Here is a 24443-nt window from a genome sequence, read left to right on the forward strand (position 1 = left end):
GTGGCCGTGGCTGCGTCAACCGGCGCTCCGGGGCTGGTACCGGGCGAGCTCGGGGATGACTTCCTTCCCGAGGATCTCGAGGGTGCGCAGGATCTCCCGGTGCTCCAGGAAGCCCCACTGGACGTAGCAGATCAGCTGGTCCACGCCGAGGTCCGCGTACCGCTTGGCCTTGCGGACGACGGTCTGTGCATCCCCGATCAGGATCATGTCCCCGTCGCTGAACTCCCGTACCGGGACGGAGCCTTCGAGGATCGGGGCGAGCAGCGGGAAGGCCTGCTCCCGCTCCTCGGGGGCCAGGTGCGGCAGCTCCCACTCCAGGGTGAACCGCGCCAGGTGGGAGTACCACCAGGCGACCGAGTCCCACACCCGGGCGCCGGGCGTGGTGCCCGGCGGGGTGGCGTGCACCAGGGTGTAGGCGCTGACCCGGTCGGTGGTGACGTCGGTCAGCGGCTGCGGATCCCGGGCGGCGGCCCGGTAGGCGGCCACCTGCCGGGCCATCGCCTCCAGCGGCTGCATGATCGAGAAGGAGAGCAGTCCGAGCCCGGCGGCCCCGGCCACCTCGGCGGAGCCGGGGGAGGTGGCCGCCATCCAGGCGGGCGGGTGGGGGTCCTGCACGGGTTTGGGGGTGACCATCCGGCGCGGGAAGCGGAACCGCTCGGAGGCGTACTCGAAGTACTCCTCCCGCCACATGCCGGTGACGATCCCGATGGCCTCCCGCCAGTCCTCCCGTGATCGTTCCCGGTCCACCCCGAAGGCCGCCTGCTCCATGGGGGTGGACCGGCCGGTGCCCCATTCCACCCGGCCGCCGGACAGCACGTCCACGGTGGCCACCTTCTCGGCGATGCGCTGCGGCGGGGTGAAACCGAAGGGGGTCAGCGTCACCCCGAAGCCGAGCCGGATCTGTTCCGTCAGCCCGGCCAGGTGGCCGAGCAGCACCTCGGGGGCCGGACAGTGCGAGCGGCCCTCGCGGAAGTGGTGCTCGACCGCCCAGACCGTCCGGAACCCCATCCGGTCGGCCAGCCGGATTTGCTCGACCGCTTCCCGGTAGGCGCGCTGCTCGGCGGTCCGCTGACCGTGCGGATGGGCCCCCGGCCAGGGCCTCGGCACGTCGATCTCGTAGAGCACGTCCAGGTCCATGGGACGGCACGCTGCGACAGATCTGACGAAGTGTCAAGAAAGGTAGCCGAGAGTGACTGCGCAGCGATCGATCGTCCGCGCGCAACAAACGGCCATCACGGACAGATCCGTGCAACGATCGTGCGCGAACGTGCAAGGATGGTGCATTACGGGCGGGAACCCCCAGCCCCTAGGCTCACTCGCTGTACGTGGAGTGGCGTGACCGCCTCCCCGGCGGTCCCCCCTGCTCAGGCCCGACAGGCTTGTCGAGGTCGTGCTCCTGCTCGGATCGCTGCGGTCGACGCCTTACCCCCCGATCCGCAGTGTCAGAAGGAGTCCTTCGTGCTGGACCACGGCCAGGCGCCGCCGCTCACCTCGCGGCCCGCCAACCCGCTGCTTCGCCGCAAGCCCGTAGAGCGTCTCGTCAACGAGGCCGGCCAGGGCGAGGGCGGTGCGCTGCGGCGTTCGCTCACCATGTGGCAGCTGACGATGATCAGCATCGGTGCCACCCTGGGCACCGGCATCTTTGTCGTCCTCGGCGAGGCGGCCCCCAAGGCCGGCCCGGCCGTCACGATCTCCTTCATCATCGCGGGCCTGACCGCGCTCTTCTCGGCCCTCTCCTACGCAGAGCTGGCCGGCTCGGTGCCGGTCTCCGGCTCCTCGTACTCGTACTCGTACGCGACCATGGGCGAGCTCATCGCCTGGATCTGCGGCTGGTGCCTGGTCCTGGAGTACGCGGTGTCCGTCTCGGCCGTGGCCGTCGGCTGGGGCCAGTACCTCAACGAGCTCCTCGACGGGACCCTCGGCTTCACCATCCCCGAGAAGCTCTCCGCCGCCCCGCTGGGCGACGGCGGCTGGATCAACCTGCCGTCGCTGGTCGTGGTCCTGCTCGCCATGGTCTTCCTGATGCGCGGCGCCAAGGAGAGCGCCCGCGTCAACACGATCATGGTCGTCATCAAGATCGTCACGCTGCTGCTCTTCATCGGCATCGGCGTCATGGGCATCAAGGCCGGCAACTACGCCCCGCTCGCCCCGCTCGGCATCACCGGCATCAGCGCCGCCGCCTCCACCCTCTTCTTCTCCTACATCGGCTTCGACGCCGCCTCCACCGCCGGTGAGGAAGCCAAGAACCCGAAGAAGGACCTGCCGCGGGCGATCATGCTCTCGCTGGGCATCGTCACCGTCCTGTACTGCCTCGTCGCCTTCGTCGCCGTCGGCGCCATGCCGTGGCAGGACTTCGAGGGCACCGAGGCCGCGCTCGCCCAGATCATGACCGACGTCACGGGCGGCACCTTCTGGGGCGTCGTCCTGGCCGCCGGCGCCGTCGTCGCCATCGCCTCCGTCGTCTTCGCCGTCCTCTACGGCCAGACCCGCATCCTCTTCGCGATGTCCCGCGACGGCCTGGTCCCCAAGGCGTTCGCCAAGATCGACCCCAAGACCGGCACCCCCCGCGTCAACGTACTCATCGTCTCGGTCTTCTGCGGCGCCCTGGCCGCCTTCATTCCGCTGGGCGAGCTGGCGAACGCCACCAGCATCGGCACGCTCTTCGCCTTCGCCCTGGTCAACGTGGCCGTGATCATCCTCCGCCGCACCAAGCCGGACATGCCGCGCACCTTCAAGGTGGCCCTGTTCCCGGTCACCCCGATCCTCGGCTTCATCGCCTGCGGCTACATGATGTACAGCCTGCCGGTGGCGACCTGGGTCGCGTTCGGTGTCTGGATGCTGGTCGGACTCGTGATCTACTTCTTCTACGGAATGCGTCGCTCCACCCTGGCGGTGGCCGCGGCCGAGGTACCGACAGAGAAGTGATTCACCCCCCGTGCGACTGAACGATCTCGACGAACGCATCGTGCACGCCCTCGCCGAGGACGCCCGCCGCTCCTATGCGGACATCGGCTCCGAGGTCGGCCTGTCCGCTCCCGCGGTCAAGCGACGGGTGGACCGGCTCCGCGCCGAAGGCGCCATCACGGGCTTCACGGTCCGGGTGGACCCGGCGGCCATGGGCTGGGAAACCGAGGGCTTCATCGAGATCTACTGCCGCCACAACACCTCGCCGGACGACATCCGGCGAGGCCTGGAGCGGTACCCGGAGGTGGTGTCCGCGTCGACCGTGACCGGCGACGCGGACGCCCTCGTCCAGATCTTCGCGAGCGACATGCGTCACTTCGAGCGGGTCCTGGAACGCATCGCAGGCGAACCCTTCGTGGAACGCACGAAGTCGGTCCTGGTCCTCTCCCCCCTCCTCCGCCGCTTCACCTCGGGCGCCCCGGCGTAGGCCTGCGGCGCGCGTGCGGGCGGGGCGAAGCCCGGGCCCCGGCAGCCCGGCTGCGCCGAAGCCGCGAACCCGGTCCGCGCGGCGCGCGTGGGGCTGGGGCGCAGCCCCGCCCCGGGCACCCTCCCTGCGCGCCGAAGGCGCGAACCCGGCTTGAGCGGCCCGCATAGCGGCTGGGGCGCAGCCTCGGACAGGCCGGGCGGAGCCCCGGAACAAGCCGGCTGCGCCGCAGGCGCAAACCTGGCCCGGGCGGCTGGGGCGGAGCCCGGGGGCACAACGAATCGCCGCTATCGCGGTGGAACGCGCAACGAATCGGTCCGCTGCGCGCAACAATGGCGCCTTGTTGCGTCGAGGCGCCAAACGTACCGTCTATAGGACCGCATTCCACCCCATCTGCCACAGAGGTCCGCCCATGCCCCCGCTGCGCACCGCCCTCCTCCAGAGCTCCGGACGGCTCGGCGACGTCGCCGAGAACCTGAAGGTCCTCGACGAGGCCGCCGCGCGCGCCGCACAGGCGGGTGCCGGGCTCCTCGTGGCGCCGGAGATGTTCCTCACCGGCTACGCGCTGGAGATCGAGGACGTCGCCCGCCTCGCCGAGCAGGCGGACGGCATGTCCGCCCGGACGATCGGCGAGATCGCCCGCCGCAACGGCCTCGCCGTCCTCTACGGCTACCCCGAGCGCGACGCCGACACCGGCACGGTCTACAACTCCGCCCAGCTCATCGGCCCCGACGGCACCCCGCTCGCGAACTACCGCAAGACCCACCTCTTCGGCGGGTTCGAGCGGGACGCCTTCACCCCCGGCGACACCCCCGTCGTCCAGGCCGACCTGAACGGCCTCCGCATCGGCATCATGATCTGCTACGACGTGGAGTTCCCCGAGAACGTCCGCGCCCACGCGCTCGCCGGCACCGACCTCCTCCTCGTGCCGACCGCCCAGATGCACCCGTTCCAGTTCGTCGCCGAGCAGCTCGTCCCCGTCCGGGCCTTCGAGAACCAGATGTACATCGCGTACGTCAACCGCACCGGCCCCGAGGGCGAATTCGAGTTCGTCGGCCTCAGCTGCCTGGCCAGCCCCGACGGCACCACCCGCACCCGCGCCGGCCGCGGCGAGGAAATGGTGTTCGGCGAGGCCGACCCCGAGCTGCTGCGCGCCTCGCGCGAGACCAACCCGTACCTCCGCGACCGCCGCGCCGGGCTCTACGCCTCCCTCATCTGACCCACCCCCCCCGCCCTCCTGCTCCACCCCTGAGCCCTGCCCGCAAGGAGTCGTCCCCCATGACGTCCACGGTGCCCACCACCGCCGTCCCGCACAGCGACGGACAGCCGCCGATCACCATGTTCGGCCCGGACTTCCCGTACGCCTATGACGACTTCCTCGCCCACCCGGCAGGCCTGGGCCAGATACCCGCGACCGAGCACGGCACCGAGGTCGCCGTCATCGGCGGCGGACTGTCCGGCATCATCTCGGCCTACGAGCTGATGAAGATGGGCCTCAAGCCCGTCGTCTACGAGGCCGACCAGATCGGCGGCCGGCTGCGCACCGTCGGCTTCGAGGGCGCCGGCACCGAGGGCCTGACCGCGGAGATGGGCGCCATGCGCTTCCCGCCGTCCTCCACCGCGTTCCAGCACTACATCGACCTGGTCGGCCTGAAGACCGAGCCCTTCCCGAACCCGCTGGCCGAGGCCACCCCCTCGACCGTGGTCGACCTCAAGGGCGAGAGCCACTACGCCGAGACCATCGCCGACCTCCCGCAGGTCTACCGCGACGTGTCCGCGGCGTGGAACGCCTGCCTGGACGAGGGCGCCGACTTCTCCGACATGAACACCGCGATGCGCGAGCGGGACGTCCCGCGCATCCGCGAGATCTGGGCGAAGCTCGTCGAGAAGCTCGACGACGAGACCTTCTACGGCTTCCTCTGCAAGTCCGAGGCCTTCAAGTCCTTCCGCCACCGCGAGATCTTCGGCCAGGTCGGCTTCGGCACCGGCGGCTGGGACACCGACTTCCCGAACTCCATCCTGGAGATCCTCCGGGTCGTCTACACCGAGGCCGACGACCACCACCGCGGCATCGTCGGCGGCTCGCAGCAGCTGCCGATGCGCCTGTGGGAGCGCGAGCCCGAGAAGATCATCCACTGGGCCCAGGGCACCTCGCTGGCCACCCTGCACGAGGGCACCCCGCGCCCCGCCGTGACCCGCCTGCACCGCACCGCCGGCAACCGGATCACCGTCACGGACGCCTCCGGCGACATCCGCACCTACCGGGCCGCGATCTTCACCGCCCAGTCCTGGATGCTGCTGTCGAAGATCGAGTGCGATGACACGCTCTTCCCGATCGACCACTGGACGGCGATCGAGCGCACCCACTACATGGAGAGCTCCAAGCTCTTCATCCCCGTCGACCGGCCGTTCTGGCTGGACAAGGACGAGGAGACCGGGCGCGACGTCATGTCGATGACGCTGACCGACCGGATGACCCGCGGCACCTACCTGCTGGACAACGGCCCCGACCAGCCGGCCGTCATCTGCCTGTCGTACACCTGGTGCGACGACAGCCTGAAGTGGCTGCCGCTGTCCGCGAACGAGCGGATGGAGGTCATGCTGAAGTCCCTCGGCGAGATCTACCCCAAGGTCGACATCCGCCGGCACATCATCGGCAACCCGGTCACCGTGTCCTGGGAGAACGAGCCCTACTTCATGGGCGCGTTCAAGGCCAACCTGCCCGGCCACTACCGCTACCAGCGGCGCCTGTTCACCCACTTCATGCAGGACCGGCTGCCCGAGGACAAGCGCGGCATCTTCCTGGCCGGCGACGACATCTCCTGGACGGCCGGCTGGGCCGAGGGTGCGGTCCAGACCGCCCTCAACGCCGTCTGGGGTGTCATGCACCACCTGGGCGGCTCCACGGACGCCACCAACCCGGGCCCGGGCGACGTCTACGACGAGATCGCCCCGGTGGAACTCCCCGAGGACTGATCCCCCGAGGCTGACGCCGTCCCGCTGAACCACGGGCCGCCGCTGCGCACACCGCGCAGCGGCGGCCCGTTTTCAAAGAATCAGAATCACGCGGTCAGATGGCGCGCACATTCTGGGCCTGCGGCCCCTTGGGTCCCTGTCCGACCTCGAACTCGACCCGCTGGTTCTCCTCCAGGGAGCGGAACCCCTGGCCCTGGATCTCGGAGTAGTGCACGAAGACGTCCGGGCCGCCCCCGTCCGTGGCGATGAACCCGAATCCCTTCTCTCCGTTGAACCACTTGACCGTGCCCTGTGTCATCTGTGCCACCGTTGTGCTCCCTGCGTTCTCGCTCATCCAACCGATAGCGGTGGTTCACCGCTGAGGGAGGCTGCGCAGTCCGCGCAGCCCCCAAACGCACCGCCGGCCGCTCAGCCCGTGGGGGTGAGCAGACAGCGGCTGACCAGGCCGACCCCCGCATCGAGGGATTCGGCGAACTCCTCCGCCAGGTCGGGCAGCCCGCGCAGGTTCCACAGCAGGCGGGCGCCCGCCCAGGCGCCATCGCGGGCGCGTTCCAGGCTCCAGGCGCCGACCAGATGGGTCAGCGGGTCGGCGATCTGGAGCAGGTCCGGCCCCGGCATCAGATCCTCGCGGATGCGCTCCTCCAGCGCGACCAGGGTGTCACCCACTTGGTCGAAGTCGCCCTCCAGGGCGCCGGGGGAGCAGTCCATGGCCCGGCAGGTGGCCACCACCGCCAGGGCCAGGTCATGACCGATGTGCGCGTTGATCCCGGCCAGCGCGTACTGGAGCGGGCGGACCCCCGGATGGCGGCGGTACTGGAACAGGGGCCGCCAGCACGCGGGCGTCCGGCGCCCGGCCGTGGCGGCCTCCACGGCCGTGAGATAGCGATCGGCGAACCGTACGGTGAGCTGCTCCGCCCGCCGCGGGTGCGGGAAGTGTCCGCCCTCGAGCCGGTGGTGCAGGGTCTCCGTCACCGTCAGGTACACCCGGTTGAAGACCGCGACCCCGTCGTGTGCGGGCAGCCGCTGGTCCAGGGCGCGCATCCGCGCCAGTACCGCATCCATGGGAGGCAGGTTCCCAGCCGGCGCCCGCGAGCGGGAGAACTTGGCCGTGCGCTTCGCCGGTTCGGGCGAATGACACGGCACCGGGGTCACTCGGACGTGTTGTCGTACGCGGAGGTGCCCTCGTCCAGCAGGGGCTCCTGCGTCTTGAGGTGGGCCGGGGCGAAGAACCGCAGCGTGTGGTAGCCGGTGATGACCACGATGGTGCCGAGTGCGATCCCGCCCAGCTCGAAGGTGTCGGTGAACTGCAGCTTCACGCCGCCGACCCCGATGATGATGCCCGCCGCGGCCGGCACCAGGTTCAGCGGATTGCGCAGGTCCACCCGCCCGTTGATCCAGATCTGGGCGCCGAGCAGCCCGATCATGCCGTACAGGATCACGGTGATGCCGCCCAGCACCCCGCCGGGAATGGCCGCGACGACCGCACCGAATTTCGGGCACAGCCCGAACAGCAGCGCGAAGCCGGCCGCTGCCCAGTACGCGGCGGTCGAGTAGACCCGGGTCGCCGCCATCACGCCGATGTTCTCCGAGTACGTGGTGTTCGGCGGCCCGCCCACCGCCGTGGACAGCATCGAGGCGGCGCCGTCCGCCGCGATCGCGGTGCCCAGCTTGTCGTCCAGCGGGTCCCCGGTCATCTCGCCGACCGCCTTGACGTGGCCGGCGTTCTCCGCGATCAGGGCGATCACCACGGGCAGTGCGACCAGGATCGCCGACCACTCGAAGGCGGGCGCGTGGAAGGAGGGGAAGCCGATCCAGTCGGCCTTGGACACCGCCGAGAGGTCCAGCCGCCAGTGGTCCACGGCCGCTTCGCCGCCGACGGTCGAGTGGATCTGCCCGAAGATCCGGTCGAAGAGCCAGGAGATCCCGTACCCGAAGAGCAGCCCCAGGAAGATCGCGATCCGTGACCAGAACCCGCGCAGGCAGACCACCGCCAGCCCGGTGAACAGCATGGTCAGCAGGGCCGTCCACTGGTCCTGCGGCCAGTAGGTCGAGGCCGTCACCGGCGCCAGGTTGAAGCCGATCAGCATCACCACCGCGCCGGTCACCACCGGCGGCATCGCCGCGTGGATGATCCGCGCGCCGAACCGCTGCACCGCCAGGCCCGACAGGAACAGCGCCGCGCCGACCACGAACACCGCGCCGGTGACGGTGGCGCTGTCGCCGCCGCTCGCCCGGATGGCGGCTGCCACACCCACGAAGGAGAGCGAACAGCCCAGGTAGGAGGGGATCCGGCCGCGGGTGGCGAGCAGGAAGATCACCGTGGCGATGCCGGACATCATGATGGCCAGGTTGGGATCCAGGCCCATCAGGACCGGCGCGACGAAGCTCGCGCCGAACATCGCCACCACATGCTGGGCGCCGAGCCCGGCGGTGCGCGGCCAGGACAGCCGCTCGTCCGGCCGGACCACCGCTCCGGGAGCGGGCGTCCGCCCGTCTCCGTGCAGGGTCCAGCGCACGCCGAGGCCCATGTTCACTCCGTTCACCCGTCAACCATGTGTGATGATCATGGCCGCAGGGCGGCTCAGGACCCAGGACATGCTACGGCCGGATAGCAGCTGATTCGTCCCGATCGGCCGGGGCCGGCTCCCCGCCGGCCGGCTTCGCCCGGAGCAGCCCGGCCCCCACCACCAGGGCGAACGCCAGCAGGGTGACCAGCCCGAACGACACCACCAGCGAGGTCGCATCGGCGACCGCCCCGATCGCCGAAGGGGCGATCAGCCCCGAGGTGTAGGTGATCGTCGCCACGCCCGCGATGGCCTGTGCGGGCGCGGGCCCGCTGCGCGCCGCGGCGGCGAAGGCCAGCGGCACCACCACCGCGATGCCCAGGCCGATCAGCCCGAATCCGGCCAGGGCCCCGGCCGGCTCCCGGACCAGCACCACCAGCAGACCGCCGGCCGTGGCCAGCAGCCCCCCGGCCCGTACGGTGCGCACCGGGCCGAAACGGTCCACCACCCGGTCGCCCGCGAGCCGTGCCACCGCCATGGTCAGCGCGAACGCGGTGGTGGAGGCGGCGGCCAGACCGGCATCCGTGTGCAGGACGTCCCGCAGGTAGACGGCCGACCAGTCCAGGCTCGCGCCCTCCGCGAACACCGCGGCGAAACCGATCGCCCCGATCAGCAGGGCCGACTTCGGCGGCATCGCGAAATGCGGCGGCGCCTCCTCGTCCTGCCCGCTGCGCAGATCGAGGACCCCGCATACGGCGACCAGCCCGGCGGCGGTCAGGGCGAGCGCGGCGATCAGGTGGTGCAGCCGGGCATCGGCCCCCGCGTGCGCGGCGACCATGCCGGCCGCCGAACCGAGCAGCGCGCCCGCGCTCCACATCCCGTGCAGCGAGGACATGATCGAGCGGCCGAGCCGGTTCTCCGTCTCCACCCCCAGGGCGTTCATGGCCACATCGGACATCCCGGAGGTCGCGCCGTACACCAGCAGCGCCATGCACAGCACGGGCAGGTTCGGCGCCAGGCTCGGCAGGATCAGGGAGAGCGTCCACAGGGCCAGCAGTACGCGCAGGGCGGCGCGGGCGCCGAACCGGTGGTTGATCCGGCCGGCCAGCGGCATCGCGAGCGCGGCCCCGATCGCGGGGAAGGCGAGGGCCAGGCCGAGGGTGCCGGAGCCGAGCCCGGCATGGTCCTGGATCCACGGGATCCGGGTCGCGAAGCTGCCGGTGACGGCCCCGTGGGCGCAGAAGACGGCGGCGATGGCGATACGGGCGCGGCGCAGCCGCGCCGGGGTGGGTTCGGAGTCCCCGGGCATCTTCATATGTGACTCCTGCCCACTCACCCGCCTCTCCCAGCACCGCCCGGGCCATCAACGACCGGCTCGCCCTCAACCTCCTCCAGGAGGCGGGGCCGCTGATGGCGAGCCAGCTCAAGGCGATGGCCGTACGGACAGCGCGACGGCGGTGGTCACCGACCTGCTCGGCCACCCCCTCGCGGAGGCCGCGCTGCCGGTGGCCGCACCCCGGGAGGCGCTGGCGGTGCTCCGGCGCACCGCCCGCGCGGCCGGGGCGGACGTGTTCGGGCCCGCCGGGCCGGCGTGAGAGGCTCGAACCGGCAGCAATGGGGAGACACAGGGGGGAACTCATGCTGATCGACTCGGTGTTGGAGCGCTGGGACTTCCGTGAGGTGCACACCCTCGTGGTGCCGGTACCGCCCGCCACGGCCTGGCGGGCCCTGAACGGGATCACCCCGGACGACGTCCCGGCGGCCCGGCTGCTGATGGGCGTACGGAGCCTGCCGGCCCGGCTGATCCGCCGCCCCCGGGCCGACCGGGCCGACCGGCCCATGGCCGGAGCCGCGCGGACCCTGCGGGACTCCCTGGCCGACCGGTTCGTGCCGCTCGCCGAACTCCCGGGCGAGGAGACCGTGTCCGGAGCCGCCGGCCAGTGGTGGAAGCCCGCCGCGCCCTTCGTCCGGCTCGACGGGCCGGAGGCGTTCCGGGAGTTCCGCACCCCCGGCCACCTGAAGGCCGCCATCAGCTTCCGGGTCACCGCCCACCCCGACGGAGCCCTGCTCCACACCGAGACCCGGGTGGTCGCCCTCGACGCCCGCACCCGCCGGGTGTTCGGCCCGTACTGGTACCTGCTGGCCCGCCCGTTCGGCGGGATCATCCGCAAGGCCATGCTCCGGGCGGTAGCCCGCCGCGCCCGCGCCGCGGCCGGCTGATCAGGCGCCGGCCCCCGCCCCGGCCCCCGTACGACGCTCCAGGAACTCCGCGAAGGTGCCCCGCCCCACCGCATGCGCCGGGGTGAGGTGCCCGCCCCGGCGGAACGCGGCGAAGGTCTTTCCGGGCAGCCGCACCCCCAGCACCGGCCGCCGCCGCCCGGCCGCCTTCAGGTACGCGCGGGCCGCCCCGGCCATGTCCAGCACCTCCGGCCCGCCCATGTCCGCCACCCGCCCGGCCGGGGCCGCCCCTGCCAGGCCGGCGAGCCGGTCGGCCACCTCCTCGACCTCGATCGGCTGGTCCGCGACCCCGCCCGGCACCAGCAGCACCGGCAGCTTCGCCACGGCCTCGAAGTACCCCAGCACCAGATCGTGGAACTGGGTGGTGCGCAGCACCGTCCAGCCCAGCCCCGACTCCTCGATCATCCGCTCGACCCGGTACTTGGTCCGGTAATAGGGGAGCGGCACCTCGTCCACCCCCACGATCGAGATGTAGACGAGGTGGCCGACCCCGGCCGCCCGGGCCGCCCGGATCAGATGCCCGGCGGCCCGGTCGTCCCCGCCCTTCGGGGAGCTCGCGCAGTGCACGACCACCTCCACGCCCGCCAGGGCCGCGTCCAGACCGGCGCCCGTCAGCAGGTCCACGGGGTACTCCCGCGAGCTCCGGCTCAGCACCCGGACCTCGTGGCCCGCGGCCCGCAGCCGCTCCACCACCGGCCTGCCGAGGGTGCCGGTGCCGCCGGTGACGAGAATGGTGGTGCTCATGGGCTGCCTGCCTTCCGTGTACGTGCTGCCTTCGTCAGCCGAGACCGGACAGGCCCCCGGAATGTGACAGCTGCCCGTGGAAGAACCTCAGCTTCTCCGGATTCACGATGTTCCGCACCGCGGTGACCAGCCCGTTCTCGAACTCGAACTGCACCACGGCCTGCCCCTCGAAGACGAGCGCGGGCGCACCGTTGACCTCGAGGACGGAGAACGGGACGCCCGCTCCGGGCCGCCGCTGCACTCCGATCATGAAGCGCGCCACCTTGTTCCGGCCCTGGACGGGCCGCCGCGCCGCGCTGACCCTGCCGCCGCTGTCCGACACGTACACCGCCTCGGCCGCCAGCAGTTGTTCCAGCCCGGCCAGATCTCCGTCCCGCGCCGCCGCCAGGAAGCCTGCCACCAGGTCCTGCCACTGCTCCGGGTCGGGCTCGAAGCGGGGCCGGGGCGCCGTCGCCACCCGCTGGGAGGCCCGCCGGAACAGTTGCCGGCAGTTGGCCTCGGACAGCTCCAGCAGCTCGGCGATCTCCCGGTGGCCGTAGCCGAAGGCCTCGCGCAGCACGTACACCGCCCGCTCCACCGGGGTGAGCTGCTCCAGCAGGATCAGCAGGGCGAGCGAGACCCCCTCCCGCTGTTCGGCGGACTCCAGCGGCCCCAGTGCGCCCTCCCCGGTGAACACCGGCTCCGGCAGCCAGGGACCGACGTACCGCTCGCGCCGGGCCCGGGCGGAGTCGAGCCGGTGCAGGCAGAGCCGGGTGACGGTCTTCGCCAGGAAGGCGCCGGGGTGTTCCACATCCGTCCGGTCCGCGGCGCTCCAGCGCAGCCAGGCGTCCTGGACCATGTCCTCCGCTTCGGCAGCCGAACCGAGCATCCGGTAGGCGATGCCGAACATCCGGCCGCGGTGCTCCTCGAAGACGGCCGTCGCGGCCGTGTCGTCGATCACCGTCCGAGCATGGCAGAGGGCCCGGCAGCACCAGGCTGCCGGGCCCCTCGCTCAGGTCACCCGATCACCGCGATCAGCAGGCTCCCTGGTCCTTCCAGACACCCCATTCACCGGTGGTGCCGGGCTCTTCGTTCTGCGTCCACCACTGGGCCTTCCAGTTCCGGCCCTTGTGCGAGACGAGGCTGCCGCTGTTGTAGACCGTGCCCGCGACATACGCCGGGTTGGTGCAGGTGCCGCCCGGCGGGGTGGTCGGAGGCGTGGTCGGCTGGACCACCGTGGTGCCGCGGGCGAGGTCCCCGGCCAGGGCGTACGTGGTGCCGGAGATGTTCACCGTCCAGTTGGAGGGGGTGGACACCGGCAGGTAGTAGTTGAAGGCCAGGTCGACCGAGGCGCCCGGGGCCAGCGTCTGCCAGGCCGGCAGCTTCAGGGAGACCCGCTGGAAGTCGCCCTTGAGCCCGCCGATGTTGTTGCCGGTGTGCCCGCTGCTGATCACCTTCGTGCCGAAGCCGGACTGGTCCGAGGCGTTGTTCGGGGCCGAGGTGCCGTAGTCGAACTGGAACTCCGTGCCGCCGGGCAGCGTGGCGTTCGTGCTGTTGGTGATCTTCAGCTTCGGGGTGAGCGGGTAGTTGGAGTCGCCCAGCTTGAACTCGGTGAACTCGGTCTTGATGTCCACGGCCTGGGTGGGCAGCGCGGTCGCGCCCGCCTTCTTCGCGCCGTACGGGGCGGCTGCCTTGAACTTGTCGTACATCACGGAGGTGAGCGTGTCGCCCATCTCGTACTGGCCCTTGGCCGCGTTGTACGCGTAGTCGCCCGCGAGCTCCCACACCATGGTGCCGCCGATGCCGCGGTCGACCACGTAGTCGGCCTTGGCGGCCACCGACTGCTCGTCCTCGGTGGAGAGGAAGACCTTCTTCTGCGCGTTCCACAGCCAGGGCGCGACCAGGGTCGCGTCGTACTTGCGGGCGTAGGTGCCGGTCAGCGTGGTGTTCGCCGGGAACCCGTACTTCGTGACATAGTCGCCGACCACGCCCTTCTCCAGGTTCTTGGCGTGCCACATCGGGTTCGAGCCCGCCGGGGACTCGGCGCCGTTGGTGTCCTTGTCGTGCCACAGGTTGTCGATGCCGACCGCGCCGTCGCCGCACTTGGTCAGACCCGCGCCGGCCGGGCAGCTGGTGGCCGGAGCCTTGCCCCACAGGCCGTCCGTCCCGCCCTGCACGTTCTTGAATCCGCGGGTGTAGTACGGCAGGCCGATGTTGATCCGGCCGGCCGGCATGGAGCCGCGGAAGTAGTGGTAGGCCCAGTCGGTGTTCAGGTAGCCGATGCCGCCGTACTGCTGGCTGCCGTACACGCCGGCGGCGGCGAGCTCGCCGTCCTTGCCGTCGTCGAAGAGGGAGGCGTTCGGGCCGACGTACTCGTTCCAGGCGCCGTGCAGGTCGTAGGACATGATGTTGACGTAGTCCAGGTACTGCTGCATCTGGAACGTCTCCATACCGCGCAGCAGGTACCCGGAGGACGGGGCGGCCACGGTGAGCAGGTAGTGCTTGCCGTCGGCGGCGCCCGCGGTGTCTAGCTTCTGGCGGAGAGTCTTCATCAGGGCGGCGTAGCCCTGGACCAGACCGGCGCGGCGGGCGTTGGCCAGCTGCCAGTCCAGCGGGTTGCCCGCGTCCTTCATGGTCGTCGGGTACTCGTAGTCGATGTCGACGCCGTTGAAGCCGTACTTCTTGATGAAGGCGACGGTGGAGTCCGCGAAGGTGTTGATGCCGGCCTGGTTGACCGAGCCGTCCGCGTTGGTGGCCATCGAGTAGAAGCCGCCGGAGTTCACCCGGTTGCCGTCGTCGCCGAAGTAGCCGCCGGTCTCGGCCCAGCCGCCGACCGAGACGAGGGTCTTGACGTTCGGGTACTGCTTCTTGAACTTGCTCAGCTGGTTGAAGTGGCCCTGGTAGGGGAACTGCGGGTCCATCTCGGCCCCGGCGACGCCCGGCCAGGTCATCCCGGTCGCGGGGTTGTTCGGCCCGTCCGTGCCCACCGAGATCTTGTTGTCACCGCCGACGTGGGCGAAGGCGTAGTTCAGATGGGTGACCTTGCCCCACGGAATGTTGTTCGCGAGGTAGGCGGGCTCGCCGTTCTTGCCGGTGCGCCAGCCGGTGAAGTAGCCGATGACCCGCCGCTGGTGGTCGGCGCCCATCTTCTCGCGGCCCTCGGTGTCGTAGACCGAGCAGTAGGGGACGTCGACGCCCGGGGTCTTGTACAGCCCGTCCGGTCGACAGGACTCGTTGTCAGCCGCATGTGAGACGCCGGCCGAGAGGCCGCCGACGAGCAGTCCGGCAATGGCGGCGCCGGACGCCAGCAGCATCGCTCTGGCGCGGGTGGGGGACAGCATCGTGCCTCCTGGGGAGGGGAGGTGGTGCAGGACACAAGGTGCGTACGGGTAAGGCGAATTGGCCCGTGACGTGCGCACATCTGACGGGCTGTCTCCCTGGGAATGTGAAGCAGACATTAAGAGGACTAGACCACCTCGTCAATAGGTCTGGACCAAAGAGGGAACGGGGCGGGAGGGCTCCGTGGAGAAGTCCCCGAGAAGCACTCGCGTGTGAGTCAGGCCACAGCGCTTCACTCGCATGGCCGCCGAGCGCCCGTGGCACACTGGGCCTCGTACCAGTAGCAGCAGCGCACTCCGGGGTCGGTGTAATTCCGAACCGGCGGTTACAGTCCGCGACCCGTCCGCATCCAGCGGCCGGTTGACCAGGTGAAATTCCTGGACCGACGGTTAAAGTCCGGATGGGAGGCAGTGCGCGGCGGGCCAGTCACCGGTACGCCGCCGTCGGCGGCCCGTTCCCGTATCCACGGGAGCGCGGGCCGTGCATTTCCGGCCTCGGCGTTCCCGTGTGCGCTTGTCCCGCTTCATCTGTCGTATCCCGACAGGCCCCGGAGTCCGTGCCCGATGAGGCAGGAGGACCCGGTGGCGAACCGCGCCGAAGCGCCCGACGCAACCACGCCGCACGACGCACCCGCCATGCGGCGTGCCATCGCGCTCGCCTCCCGCGGCCTCGGCTCCACCAGCCCCAACCCGGTCGTCGGCTGCGTCATCACCGACCCCGTCGGCACCGTCGTCGGCGAGGGCTGGCACCAGCGCGCCGGCGGCCCGCACGCCGAGGTCCACGCCCTGCGCGCGGCCGGCGAGGCCGCCCGCGGCGGCACCGCGTACGTCACCCTCGAACCCTGCAACCACACCGGCCGCACCGGCCCCTGCGCCCAGGCCCTCGTCCAGGCCGGCATCAGCCGCGTCGTGTACGCCGTCGCCGACCCGAACCCGCAGGCCAGTGGCGGCTCCGCCACCCTGCGCGCGGCCGGGATCACGGCCGAGGGCGGCCTCCTGGAGGCCGAGGCCGAGGCGGGCAACATCGCCTGGCTCACCTCTGTACGCCTGGGCCGCCCGCACGTGACCTGGAAGTACGCCGCCACCCTCGACGGCCGCAGCGCCGCCGCGGACGGCTCCAGCCGCTGGATCACCTCCCCCGAATCCCGCGCCGACGTGCACCGGCTGCGCGCCGAGGCCGACGCCGTCCTGGTGGGCGGCGGCACCCTCCGCGAGGACGACCCGCACCTGGCCGTCCGCGGTGTCGAAGGAGCGGTGCAGCCCCTGCGGATCGCCCTCGACCCCCGCGCCACCCTCCCGACCACCGCCCGGATCCTCGACGACGCCGCGCCCACCCTGCTCGTCGTCGGCGAGGACGCCGACACCCGGCACCTGCCGCCCGGCACCGACGTGCTGCGGCTGCCGCTGACCGACGGCCGGATCGGCGTCCACGACCTGCTCGACCGGCTGCACGCCCGCGACCTGCGCTCGGTCCTCCTGGAAGGCGGCCCCACCCTCGCGGGCGCCTTCCTCGAGGCCGGCGCCGTCGACCGGGTCGTCGGCTATCTCGCCCCGGCCCTGCTGGGCGCGGGCCCCGCCGCCCTCGCCCACGCCGGCGTCACGAACATCGCCCAGGCCCTGCGCCTGGACCTCACGGAGGCCGTCCGCCTGGGCCCCGACCTCCGGATCACCGCCGTCCCCACCACCGCCCCCAAGGAGCACTGAGTGTTCACCGGAATCGTCGAAGAACTCGGTGAGGTCACCGCCGTCGAGCAGCTCGAGGAGGCCTCCCGCTTCCGCCTGCGCGGCCCCGTCGTCACCGAAGACGCCAAGCACGGCGACTCCATCGCCGTCAACGGCGTCTGCCTGACCGTGGTGGACACCGCGGACGGCGAGTTCACCGCCGACGTGATGCAGGAGACCCTGAACCGCTCCAGCCTCGGCGCCCTCGTCCAGGGCTCCCGGGTCAACCTGGAGCGCCCCATGGCCCTCGGCGGACGACTCGGCGGCCACCTGGTCCAGGGCCATGTGGACGGCACCGGCGAGATCGTCTCCCGGACCCCCTCCGAAAACTGGGAGATCGTCAAGGTCTCGCTCCCGGCGAACCTCTCCCGCTACGTGGTCGAGAAGGGCTCCATCACGGTCGACGGCGTCAGCCTCACCGTGGTCGAGGCCGCCGCCGACTGGTTCACCATCAGCCTCATCCCCACCACCCTCGCCCTCACCACGCTGGGCTTCAAGCAGGCCGGCGACCCGGTCAACCTCGAGGTGGACGTCCTCGCCAAGTACGTCGAGCGCCTCCTCGGTGACAAGGGAGCCGGGCAGTGAGCGCGGTCGACTGGCTGAACTCCGAGGCCTTCACCGCCTTCGGGCAGCACATCCTGTGGTCCGACATGATCGGCAACACGATCGGCCTGATCGCCCTCGCCCTCGGCTGGCGCCGCTCCATATGGACCTGGCCCGCCCAGTTCCTCTCCGGCGCCATCCTCTTCGTCGCCTTCGCCGCCGGACACCTCTCCGGCAGCGCCGGCAAGCAGGTCGTGGTCATGCTCGTGGCCGCCTGGGGCTTCTGGCAGTGGAACCGCGGCCGGCAGCAGGCCCAGGACGGAACCATCGCCGTCCGCTTCGCCAGCTGGACCGAACGCGGCCTGCTGGTCGGCGCCGCCGCCCTCGGCACCGTCGCCGTGGCCCTGCTGTTCACCGCCTACCCGTCGCTGTCCTGGGACCCCTGGCCGGACGCCTACATCTTCGTCGGCACCGTCGTCGCCATGTACGCACAGTCCCGCGGCCTGGTCGAGTTCTGGTTCGCCTGGCTGCTGGTCGACCTCGTCGGCGTCCCCCTCAACTTCGCCAACGGCTACGCATTCTCCGGCTTCGTCTACATCCTCTACGGCGCGCTCGTCCTGTGGGGCATGCGCGACTGGTGGCTGCGTTCCCGTACCCACACCGCCCCGGCCCTCGAAGGAGCAACGGCATGAACACCGACGAGTTCTTCGCGCTCGACCCCGTCGAGCAGGCCATCCGGGACATCGCGGCCGGCCGGCCGGTCGTCGTCGTGGACGACGAGGACCGCGAGAACGAGGGCGACCTCGTCATCGCCGCCGAGAAGGCCACCCCCGAGATCGTCGCCTTCATGATGAGCGAGTGCCGCGGCCTGATCTGCGCCCCCATGGAGAGCGACGAGCTGGAGCGCCTGGAGCTCCCGCAGATGGTCGGCAACAACACCGAGTCGATGAAGACCGCCTTCACCGTCTCCGTGGACGCCTCCGCCGCCCACGGGGTCAGCACCGGAATCTCCGCAGCCGACCGGGCCACCACCCTCCGGCTGCTCGCCAACGGCACCTCCGAGCCCTCCGACTTCGTCCGCCCCGGCCACATCTTCCCGCTGCGCGCCAAGCCCGGCGGCGTCCTGACCCGCAACGGCCACACCGAGGCCGCCGTCGACCTGGCCCGCCTCGCCGGCCTGCGCCCGGCCGGCGCGATCGTCGAGATCGCCGGCGAGGACGGGGTCATGCTGCGGCTGCCCGAACTGATCCCGTTCGCCCGCAAGCACGGCCTGACGATCATCTCCATCGAGGACCTGATCGCCTACCGCCGCTCCGCCGAGCCAACCGTCCGCCGCGAGGCCGAGGTCAGCCTGCCCACCTCGTTCGGCGAGTTCACCGCGTACGGCTACCGCTCCACCGTGGACGGCGTCGAGCACATCGCCCTGGTCCACGGCGAGATCGGCGACGGCGAGGACATCGTCGTCCGGATGCACTCCGAATGCCTGACCGGCGACATCTTCCACTCCCTGCGCTGCGACTGCGGCCCCCAGCTGCACGCCTCCATGGAGCGGATCCGGCAGGCCGGCCGCGGGATCGTGGTCTACCTCCGCGGGCACGAGGGCCGGGGCATCGGCCTGGTCTCCAAGCTCCGCGCGTACGAACTCCAGGAACGGGGCCGCGACACCCTGGACGCCAACCTCGAGCTCGGCCTCCCCGCCGACGCCCGCGACTACGGCGCCGGCGCCCAGATCCTCGCCGACCTGGAGGTCCGCAGCGTCCGGCTGCTGACCAACAACCCCGACAAGGCCGCCGCCCTGATCCGGCACGGCATCGTGGTCGCCGAGCGCGAGGCGATGCCCGTGGCGGCGGGGGAGCACAATCTGCGGTACCTGCGCACCAAGCGGGACCGGATGGGCCACGACCTGCCCTGGCTGGACGCGGCTCTGACCACGTCCACCTGCGGAAACCAGTAACCACACCCGTATCCACCCGAGCAGTACACGTACAACGCACCGAGGAGAGCTGTGAGCGGCAAGGGCGCACCCGAACTGAGCGTGAAGAACTGCGGCGACCTCCGGGTCGCGGTCATCGCGGCCCAGTGGCACGAGAAGGTCATGGACGGACTGGTGGACGGCGCGCTGCGCGCCCTCCACGAGCTCGGCATCGACGAGCCCACCCTGCTGCGGGTCCCGGGCAGCTTCGAGCTCCCGGTGGTGGCGAAGGTACTCGCCGGTCGCGGCTACGATGCCATCGTCGCCCTCGGCGTGGTCATCCGTGGCGGCACCCCGCACTTCGACTACGTGTGCCAGGGCGTCACCCAGGGCCTGGTGCAGGTATCGCTCGACACCGGAGTCCCCGTCGGCTTCGGCGTGCTGACCTGCGACAACGACGAGCAGGCGCTGGACCGCGCCGGACTCGAAGGGTCGAACGAGGACAAGGGGCACGAAGCGGTCACCGCCGCCGTCTCCACCGCAATGACCCTGCGGACGGTCAGCGAACCCTGGCGCTAGAGGCGCGGGGGAACCCCGTATTCTGAGGACCATCATGGCGAACGAAACCCCCAAGACCTTCGAGGAGCTCTTCACCGAGCTCCAGGCCAAGGCCGACGGCGACCCGAGCACCTCCCGCACCGCAGAGCTGGTCGGCAAGGGCGTCCATGCCATCGGCAAGAAGGTCGTCGAGGAGGCCGCCGAGGTCTGGATGGCCGCGGAGTACGAGGGCAAGGAAGCCGCCGCCGAGGAGATCTCGCAGCTGCTGTACCACGTCCAGGTGATGATGGTCGCCCGCGGGATCTCCCTCGACGACGTCTACAAGCACCTCTGAGCAGCCCCTCCTTCCCCCGCACCACCCCACGCTCCGCACAGCACCACCATTTACGCGAACAAAGGAATCGTCCTCATGCTGCGCATCGCCGTCCCCAACAAGGGTTCACTCTCCGGGCCTGCGTCGGAGATGCTCCATGAGGCCGGCTACCGGCAGCGCAAGGAGTCCAAGGAACTGGTCACGGTCGACCCCGACAACGAGGTCGAGTTCTTCTACCTGCGGCCCAAGGACATCGCCATCTACGTGGCGTCCGGCAAGCTCGACATCGGCATCACCGGCCGTGACCTCCTCCTGGACTCCGGCGCCAACGCGGAGGAGATCCTCCCGCTGAACTTCGGGCGCTCCACCTTCCGCTACGCCACCAAGCCCGGCACCGCGAAGGGCCCCGAGGACTTCCACGGGATGACGATCGCCACCTCGTACGAGGGAATCGTCGCCAAGCACCTCGCCGACCAGGGCATCGACGCCTCCGTCGTCCACCTGGACGGCGCCGTCGAGACCGCCATCCAGCTCGGCGTCGCCGAGATCATCGCGGACGTGGTCGAGACCGGCACCAGCCTGCGCAACGCCGGCCTGGAGGTCATCGGCGAGCCGATCCTGAAGTCCGAGGCCGTGGTCATCCGGCGCAACGGCGCCGACCCCGACCACGGGCAGGTGCAGCAGTTCCTGCGCCGCCTGCAGGGCGTCCTGGTCGCCCGGACCTACGTGATGATGGACTACGACTGCCGCGCCGAGCACCTGGAGCGCGCCGTCGCCCTCACCCCGGGCCTCGAGTCCCCGACCGTCTCCCCGCTGCACAACGAGGGCTGGGTCGCGGTCCGCGCCATGGTCCCCGCCAAGGACGCCCAGCGGATCATGGACGATCTGTACGAGCTCGGCGCCCGCGCCATCCTGACCACCTCGATCCACGCCTGCCGCCTCTGATGAGCGCCGACAACCAGCCGGCGGTGCCGGCCACGCCCGCCCAGGCCGCCCCGCCGGCCCTCCCGGCGCTGCCCGTCACCTTCCGGCCGACCCGCACCCGGATCGTCCTGCTGAGCGTCGGCGCGGCCATGTTCGCGACCATCACCGCGGTCGCGCTGATGCTGGAACGCCTCACCACCGGAGAACGGATCAGCTTCGTCTTCGTGGCCGTGCTGCTCAGCTCGGTCCTGGTGCTGCTGTCCCGCCCCAAGGTGGTCGCGGAGGAAACCGGCGTCACCGTCGTCAACCTCACCACCAGCCGCCGGCTGGACTGGGCGGAGATCCTCCGCGTCAACCTCCGCCCGGGCGACCCCTGGGTGTTCCTGGACCTCAGCGACGGCACCAGCCTGCCCGCCCTGGGCATCCAGCCCGGCGTGGCCCGGAACCAGGCGATCGCCGACGCCCGGGCCCTGCGCGCCCTGGCCGAGACCCGCGGCACCGGCTCGCGCGAGAACTAGAGCCCCCGTTGCGGGGACGAACTCACTGACTACTCTGGTGGCGGGGCGCCGCAGTGCGCCCTGCCCCCGGCCCCGGGACCCCGTGGCCCGCGGGCACCTGCGACTTGAGGAGTGACTCCCTCCAGCAATGGACGGATCGTCCGGTAGTACCCGCGCCGCCCTCTCCCCGGAGGCGGCGGCATCATGACCATCCCGCTACTCCTGCTCGGCGCCGCCTTCGTCCTCATCCTCGCCAACGGCTTCTTCGTGGCCGCCGAATTCGGCCTGGTCACCGTGGAGAAGCCGGAGGCCGAACGCGCCGCCGCCGACGGCGACCGCCGCGCCCGTACGGTGGTCAAGGCCCTGCGGGAGCTGTCCTTCCAGCTCTCCGGCACCCAGCTCGGCATCACCATCACCTCCCTTGTGGTCGGCATGCTGGCCCAGCCCGCGCTCGCGGCCCTGCTGTCCGCGCCGCTCACCGCGGCCGGCCTGCCCGCCGGCGCCGTGCCCTCCCTCGCCGTGGTCATCGGCATGCTGCTCGCCTCCGCTGTCCAGATGGTGGTCGGCGAACTCGTCCCGAAGAACTGGGCGGTCTCCCGGCCGCTCCAGGTCGCCCGGTTCGTGGCCGGCCCCCAGCACGTCTTCTCCCGGGTGTTCCGTCCGGTCATCGCCGGGCTGAACGCCGTCGCCAACCGGCTCGTCCGGGCCCTGGGCGTGGAACCCGCCGAGGAGCTGGCCTCCGCCCGCACCCCCGGCGAACTCGTCTCCCTGGTCCGCCACTCGGCCCAGGCCGGCGCCCTCGAACAGGACACCGCCGACCTGTTCGTCCGTACCCTCTCGCTCGGCGAGCTCACCGCCCAGCACGTCATGACCCCCCGGGTGCGGGTCAGCGCCCTGCAGTCCACGGCCACCGCCGCCGACGTGCTGAACCTGACCCGGGCCACCGGCCTGTCCCGGTTCCCCGTCTACCGCGAGCGGATCGACGAGATCACCGGCGTGGTCCACCTCAAGGACGCGCTCGCCGTGTCCGAGCCGGAGCGGGCCCGCGTCAGCGTCAGCCGGATCGCCCTGCCCCCGCTGCTGGTGCCCGGCACCCTGCCCGTCCAGCCCCTGCTGGAGCTGCTCCGCAGCGAACAGCCGATGGCCGTGGTCGTCGACGAGTACGGGGGCACCGCCGGTGTGGTCACCCTGGAGGACATCGTCGAGGAACTCGTCGGCGAGGTCCGCGACGAGCACGACCACGCCGAAGCCCGCCCCGAACTGGCCGCGGTCACCTCCGAGGACGGCCGGCCCGCCTGGGAGGCCGACGGCAGCTGCCGGGTGCACACCCTGCGCCGGATAGGCCTGGAGGTGCCCGAAGGCCCGTACGAGACGGTCGCCGGCCTGGTCGCCGACCTGCTCGGCCGGATCCCCGCCCCCGGGGACCGGGCCGAACTGCCCGGCTGGAAGCTGTGCGTCCGCCAGGTCGGCCGCAACCGCGCGGAACGCGTCCGCCTGATCCGGCTGCTCCCGTCCCCGGCCGCGCCGACGGCAGCCGTGCCCGCCGCGGGCCGCCGCGTGCCCGTGGCCGCCGCCCTGCCCGCACCGCACCCCGCCGACCGGTCCGAGCTGGAAGGCGCCGCCCGATGAGCGCGCTGCAACTGCTCTTCGCCCTCTTCCTGGTTCTCGCCAACGGCTTCTTCGTGGGCGCGGAATTCGCCCTGGTCTCGGTCCGCCGCAGCCAGATCGAACCCCTCGCGGCCGAGTCCAAGCGGGCCCGCCAGGTCCTGTACGGGCTGGAGAACCTGCCCCGCATGATGGCCGCGGCCCAGTTCGGCATCACGGTGTGCTCGCTCACCCTCGGCGCCGTCGCCGAGCCCACCGTGGCCCGGCTGCTGGAGCCCGTTTTCCACGCCGTGCACCTCCCGCACGGCCTGATCCACCCGCTGGGCTACGCCTGCGCCCTTGCCGCGGTGGTCTTCCTGCACCTGGTCATCGGCGAGATGCTCCCCAAGAACCTCGCCATGGCCGCCCCAGAGAAGACCGCACTCTGGTTCAGTCCCGGCCTGGTCGCCTTCGCCCGGGTCTGCGGGCCGGTCACCACCGCGCTCGGCGCCTGCGCGCACTTCGTCCTGCGGCTGTTCAAGGTCGAACCCAAGGACGAGGTCGAGGCCGTCTTCACCAGCGCCCAGCTCGGGCGGCTGGTCGAGGACTCCCGGCTGGCCGGCCTGCTCGAACCGGTGGAACAGGAGCGCCTGGAGGACGCGCTGGAACTGGGCAGCCGCCCGGTCACCCACGTCCTGCTGCCCCGGGACCGCCTGGTCACGGTCGGCCCCTCGGCCACCCCGCACCAGATCGAGCAGCTCACGGTCCGCACCGGCTACTCCCGCTTCCCGGTCCGCTCGGACGCCGGCGCCTTCATGGGCTACGTCCATGTCAAGGACGTCCTCGACCTGGAGGACCGCGAACGGGCCGTGCCGCAGCGGGCCTGGCGCCGGATGCCGACCCTGAGCGCGACCCTCCCGCTGGACGACGCGCTGAGCGTCATGCGGCGGGACGCCACCCACCTGGCGCAGGTCGCCGATCCGGCGGGCCGGATCCTGGGCCTGGTCGCCCTGGAGGACGTCCTGGAAATGCTGGTAGGCGAAGTCCGCGACCCCGCCCACCGCCTCCCGGCCTAGCCGAGGAGCCCGGACTGCGTCCGGGGCTGCCGGCCGAAGCCAGGCCCCCCCCCGGGGTCCGGCCCCCCCGGGGTCCGGCCCCCCCCCGGGGTCCGGCCCCCCCGGGGTCCGGCCCCCCCCGGGGGTCCGGCCCCCCCCGGGGTCCGG

At 71.5% G+C, this 24443-nt stretch carries 23 protein-coding genes, 1 pseudogene and 1 riboswitch; of the genes and pseudogenes, 16 read left to right on the forward strand and 8 right to left on the reverse strand.

Going from position 1 to position 24443, the window contains the following annotated elements; all coding sequences use genetic code 11:
* Positions 1-15 precede the first annotated feature (15 nt).
* Positions 16-1137 (reverse strand): LLM class flavin-dependent oxidoreductase, encoded by a 1122-nt coding sequence (locus ABT123_RS15080; protein WP_351313441.1) that lies wholly within the window; start codon positions 1135-1137, stop codon positions 16-18.
* 321 nt (positions 1138-1458) lie between these two features.
* On the opposite strand from ABT123_RS15080, the gene ABT123_RS15085 reads away from it, so the two are divergent.
* The 4 genes from ABT123_RS15085 (at position 1459) to ABT123_RS15100 (ending at position 6364) form a co-directional block, all read left to right on the forward strand.
* Complete coding sequence (locus ABT123_RS15085; protein WP_351313443.1) at positions 1459-2925, forward strand: amino acid transporter; 1467 nt, start codon at positions 1459-1461, stop codon at positions 2923-2925.
* A gap of 10 nt (positions 2926-2935) precedes the next feature.
* A complete protein-coding gene (locus ABT123_RS15090; RefSeq protein WP_030027017.1) occupies positions 2936-3391 on the forward strand; it encodes an Lrp/AsnC family transcriptional regulator in 456 nt (151 codons plus the stop codon).
* Between the two features lie 409 nt (positions 3392-3800).
* A complete protein-coding gene (locus ABT123_RS15095; RefSeq protein ID WP_351313445.1) occupies positions 3801-4607 on the forward strand; it encodes a carbon-nitrogen hydrolase family protein in 807 nt (268 codons plus the stop codon).
* Between the two features lie 59 nt (positions 4608-4666).
* Positions 4667-6364: a flavin monoamine oxidase family protein gene (locus ABT123_RS15100; protein ID WP_351313447.1), complete on the forward strand. Its 1698-nt coding sequence runs from the start codon at positions 4667-4669 to the stop codon at positions 6362-6364.
* Positions 6365-6458: 94 nt separating this feature from the next.
* Here ABT123_RS15100 and ABT123_RS15105 read toward each other — a convergent pair whose 3' ends face one another.
* The 4 genes from ABT123_RS15105 to ABT123_RS15120 all read right to left on the reverse strand — a co-directional run bounded on the left by ABT123_RS15105 (position 6459) and on the right by ABT123_RS15120 (position 10177).
* The gene (locus tag ABT123_RS15105; RefSeq protein ID WP_351313489.1) at positions 6459-6662 is read right to left on the reverse strand and encodes a cold-shock protein; all 204 of its coding nucleotides are present in this window, start codon (positions 6660-6662) and stop codon (positions 6459-6461) included.
* Positions 6663-6772: 110 nt separating this feature from the next.
* The gene (locus ABT123_RS15110; RefSeq protein ID WP_351313449.1) at positions 6773-7426 is read right to left on the reverse strand and encodes a DUF5995 family protein; all 654 of its coding nucleotides are present in this window, start codon (positions 7424-7426) and stop codon (positions 6773-6775) included.
* 86 nt (positions 7427-7512) lie between these two features.
* Positions 7513-8892 carry a uracil-xanthine permease family protein gene (locus tag ABT123_RS15115; protein ID WP_351313492.1) on the reverse strand — a complete coding sequence of 460 codons (1380 nt, stop codon included), beginning with the start codon at positions 8890-8892 and terminating at the stop codon, positions 7513-7515.
* Between the two features lie 70 nt (positions 8893-8962).
* A complete protein-coding gene (locus ABT123_RS15120; protein ID WP_502970961.1) occupies positions 8963-10177 on the reverse strand; it encodes an MFS transporter in 1215 nt (404 codons plus the stop codon).
* Between the two features lie 8 nt (positions 10178-10185).
* Between ABT123_RS15120 and ABT123_RS15125 the strand changes: the two are divergent.
* Both ABT123_RS15125 and ABT123_RS15130 read left to right on the forward strand, forming a co-directional pair.
* Positions 10186-10433, forward strand: a pseudogene (locus ABT123_RS15125) (ROK family transcriptional regulator); the annotation flags it as partial.
* A 73-nt stretch (positions 10434-10506) separates the two neighbouring features.
* A complete protein-coding gene (locus ABT123_RS15130) occupies positions 10507-11088 on the forward strand; it encodes a hypothetical protein (RefSeq protein WP_351313453.1) in 582 nt (193 codons plus the stop codon).
* Here ABT123_RS15130 and ABT123_RS15135 read toward each other — a convergent pair whose 3' ends face one another.
* The 3 genes from ABT123_RS15135 to ABT123_RS15145 form a co-directional block, all read right to left on the reverse strand.
* Positions 11089-11850, reverse strand: a complete 762-nt coding sequence (locus tag ABT123_RS15135) for an SDR family oxidoreductase (RefSeq protein ID WP_351313455.1) — start codon at positions 11848-11850, stop codon at positions 11089-11091.
* Between the two features lie 34 nt (positions 11851-11884).
* Positions 11885-12790 (reverse strand): RNA polymerase sigma-70 factor, encoded by a 906-nt coding sequence (locus tag ABT123_RS15140; protein ID WP_351313457.1) that lies wholly within the window; start codon positions 12788-12790, stop codon positions 11885-11887.
* Positions 12791-12863: 73 nt separating this feature from the next.
* Positions 12864-15170 (reverse strand): chitinase C-terminal domain-containing protein, encoded by a 2307-nt coding sequence (locus tag ABT123_RS15145; RefSeq protein ID WP_351313459.1) that lies wholly within the window; start codon positions 15168-15170, stop codon positions 12864-12866.
* Positions 15171-15455: 285 nt separating this feature from the next.
* A riboswitch (FMN riboswitch) is annotated at positions 15456-15586 on the forward strand.
* Positions 15587-15731: 145 nt separating this feature from the next.
* Between ABT123_RS15145 and ribD the strand changes: the two genes are divergently transcribed.
* The 10 genes from ribD (at position 15732) to ABT123_RS15195 (ending at position 24296) form a co-directional block, all read left to right on the forward strand.
* Positions 15732-16871 carry a bifunctional diaminohydroxyphosphoribosylaminopyrimidine deaminase/5-amino-6-(5-phosphoribosylamino)uracil reductase RibD gene (ribD, locus tag ABT123_RS15150; RefSeq protein ID WP_502970956.1) on the forward strand — a complete coding sequence of 380 codons (1140 nt, stop codon included), beginning with the start codon at positions 15732-15734 and terminating at the stop codon, positions 16869-16871.
* Positions 16872-17474, forward strand: a complete 603-nt coding sequence (locus ABT123_RS15155; protein ID WP_351313460.1) for a riboflavin synthase — start codon at positions 16872-16874, stop codon at positions 17472-17474. It abuts the gene before it with no gap.
* Positions 17471-18124 carry a nicotinamide mononucleotide transporter family protein gene (locus ABT123_RS15160; RefSeq protein WP_351313462.1) on the forward strand — a complete coding sequence of 218 codons (654 nt, stop codon included), beginning with the start codon at positions 17471-17473 and terminating at the stop codon, positions 18122-18124. Before ABT123_RS15155 ends, ABT123_RS15160 begins: the two co-directional genes overlap by 4 nt.
* Complete coding sequence (locus tag ABT123_RS15165) at positions 18121-19386, forward strand: bifunctional 3,4-dihydroxy-2-butanone-4-phosphate synthase/GTP cyclohydrolase II (protein ID WP_351313464.1); 1266 nt, start codon at positions 18121-18123, stop codon at positions 19384-19386. The genes ABT123_RS15160 and ABT123_RS15165 overlap by 4 nt, the downstream gene beginning before the upstream one ends.
* Before the next feature lie 51 nt (positions 19387-19437).
* Complete coding sequence (ribH, locus tag ABT123_RS15170; RefSeq protein ID WP_351313466.1) at positions 19438-19923, forward strand: 6,7-dimethyl-8-ribityllumazine synthase; 486 nt, start codon at positions 19438-19440, stop codon at positions 19921-19923.
* A 34-nt stretch (positions 19924-19957) separates the two neighbouring features.
* Entirely contained in the window at positions 19958-20236 is a 279-nt protein-coding gene (locus ABT123_RS15175; protein ID WP_351313468.1) for a phosphoribosyl-ATP diphosphatase, read from the forward strand.
* A gap of 75 nt (positions 20237-20311) precedes the next feature.
* Complete coding sequence (gene hisG, locus ABT123_RS15180; RefSeq protein ID WP_351313470.1) at positions 20312-21160, forward strand: ATP phosphoribosyltransferase; 849 nt, start codon at positions 20312-20314, stop codon at positions 21158-21160.
* Entirely contained in the window at positions 21160-21657 is a 498-nt protein-coding gene (locus tag ABT123_RS15185; RefSeq protein ID WP_351313472.1) for a PH domain-containing protein, read from the forward strand. The genes hisG and ABT123_RS15185 overlap by 1 nt, the downstream gene beginning before the upstream one ends.
* A 183-nt stretch (positions 21658-21840) precedes the next feature.
* A complete protein-coding gene (locus tag ABT123_RS15190) occupies positions 21841-23265 on the forward strand; it encodes a hemolysin family protein (protein WP_351313474.1) in 1425 nt (474 codons plus the stop codon).
* Complete coding sequence (locus ABT123_RS15195; protein WP_351313476.1) at positions 23262-24296, forward strand: hemolysin family protein; 1035 nt, start codon at positions 23262-23264, stop codon at positions 24294-24296. The genes ABT123_RS15190 and ABT123_RS15195 overlap by 4 nt, the downstream gene beginning before the upstream one ends.
* Positions 24297-24443 lie beyond the last annotated feature (147 nt).

Origin of the sequence: Streptomyces sp. NPDC002054, from assembly GCF_040296685.1 — a bacterium.
Taxonomy (GTDB): domain Bacteria; phylum Actinomycetota; class Actinomycetes; order Streptomycetales; family Streptomycetaceae; genus Streptomyces.

Coding starts and splice junctions, on each gene's coding strand:
- ABT123_RS15175 (WP_351313468.1), top strand. CDS start 19,958: ATGGCGAACGAAACCCCCAAGACCTTCGAGGAGCTCTTCACCGAGCTC.
- ABT123_RS15185 (WP_351313472.1), top strand. CDS start 21,160: ATGAGCGCCGACAACCAGCCGGCGGTGCCGGCCACGCCCGCCCAGGCC.
- ABT123_RS15110 (WP_351313449.1), bottom strand. CDS start 7,426: ATGGATGCGGTACTGGCGCGGATGCGCGCCCTGGACCAGCGGCTGCCC.
- ribD (WP_502970956.1), top strand. CDS start 15,732: ATGAGGCAGGAGGACCCGGTGGCGAACCGCGCCGAAGCGCCCGACGCA.
- ABT123_RS15135 (WP_351313455.1), bottom strand. CDS start 11,850: ATGAGCACCACCATTCTCGTCACCGGCGGCACCGGCACCCTCGGCAGG.
- ABT123_RS15120 (WP_502970961.1), bottom strand. CDS start 10,177: ATGCCCGGGGACTCCGAACCCACCCCGGCGCGGCTGCGCCGCGCCCGT.
- ABT123_RS15195 (WP_351313476.1), top strand. CDS start 23,262: ATGAGCGCGCTGCAACTGCTCTTCGCCCTCTTCCTGGTTCTCGCCAAC.
- ABT123_RS15105 (WP_351313489.1), bottom strand. CDS start 6,662: ATGACACAGGGCACGGTCAAGTGGTTCAACGGAGAGAAGGGATTCGGG.
- ABT123_RS15130 (WP_351313453.1), top strand. CDS start 10,507: ATGCTGATCGACTCGGTGTTGGAGCGCTGGGACTTCCGTGAGGTGCAC.
- ABT123_RS15145 (WP_351313459.1), bottom strand. CDS start 15,170: ATGCTGTCCCCCACCCGCGCCAGAGCGATGCTGCTGGCGTCCGGCGCC.
- ABT123_RS15190 (WP_351313474.1), top strand. CDS start 21,841: ATGACCATCCCGCTACTCCTGCTCGGCGCCGCCTTCGTCCTCATCCTC.
- ABT123_RS15115 (WP_351313492.1), bottom strand. CDS start 8,892: ATGGGCCTCGGCGTGCGCTGGACCCTGCACGGAGACGGGCGGACGCCC.
- hisG (WP_351313470.1), top strand. CDS start 20,312: ATGCTGCGCATCGCCGTCCCCAACAAGGGTTCACTCTCCGGGCCTGCG.
- ABT123_RS15080 (WP_351313441.1), bottom strand. CDS start 1,137: ATGGACCTGGACGTGCTCTACGAGATCGACGTGCCGAGGCCCTGGCCG.
- ABT123_RS15165 (WP_351313464.1), top strand. CDS start 18,121: ATGAACACCGACGAGTTCTTCGCGCTCGACCCCGTCGAGCAGGCCATC.
- ABT123_RS15095 (WP_351313445.1), top strand. CDS start 3,801: ATGCCCCCGCTGCGCACCGCCCTCCTCCAGAGCTCCGGACGGCTCGGC.
- ABT123_RS15100 (WP_351313447.1), top strand. CDS start 4,667: ATGACGTCCACGGTGCCCACCACCGCCGTCCCGCACAGCGACGGACAG.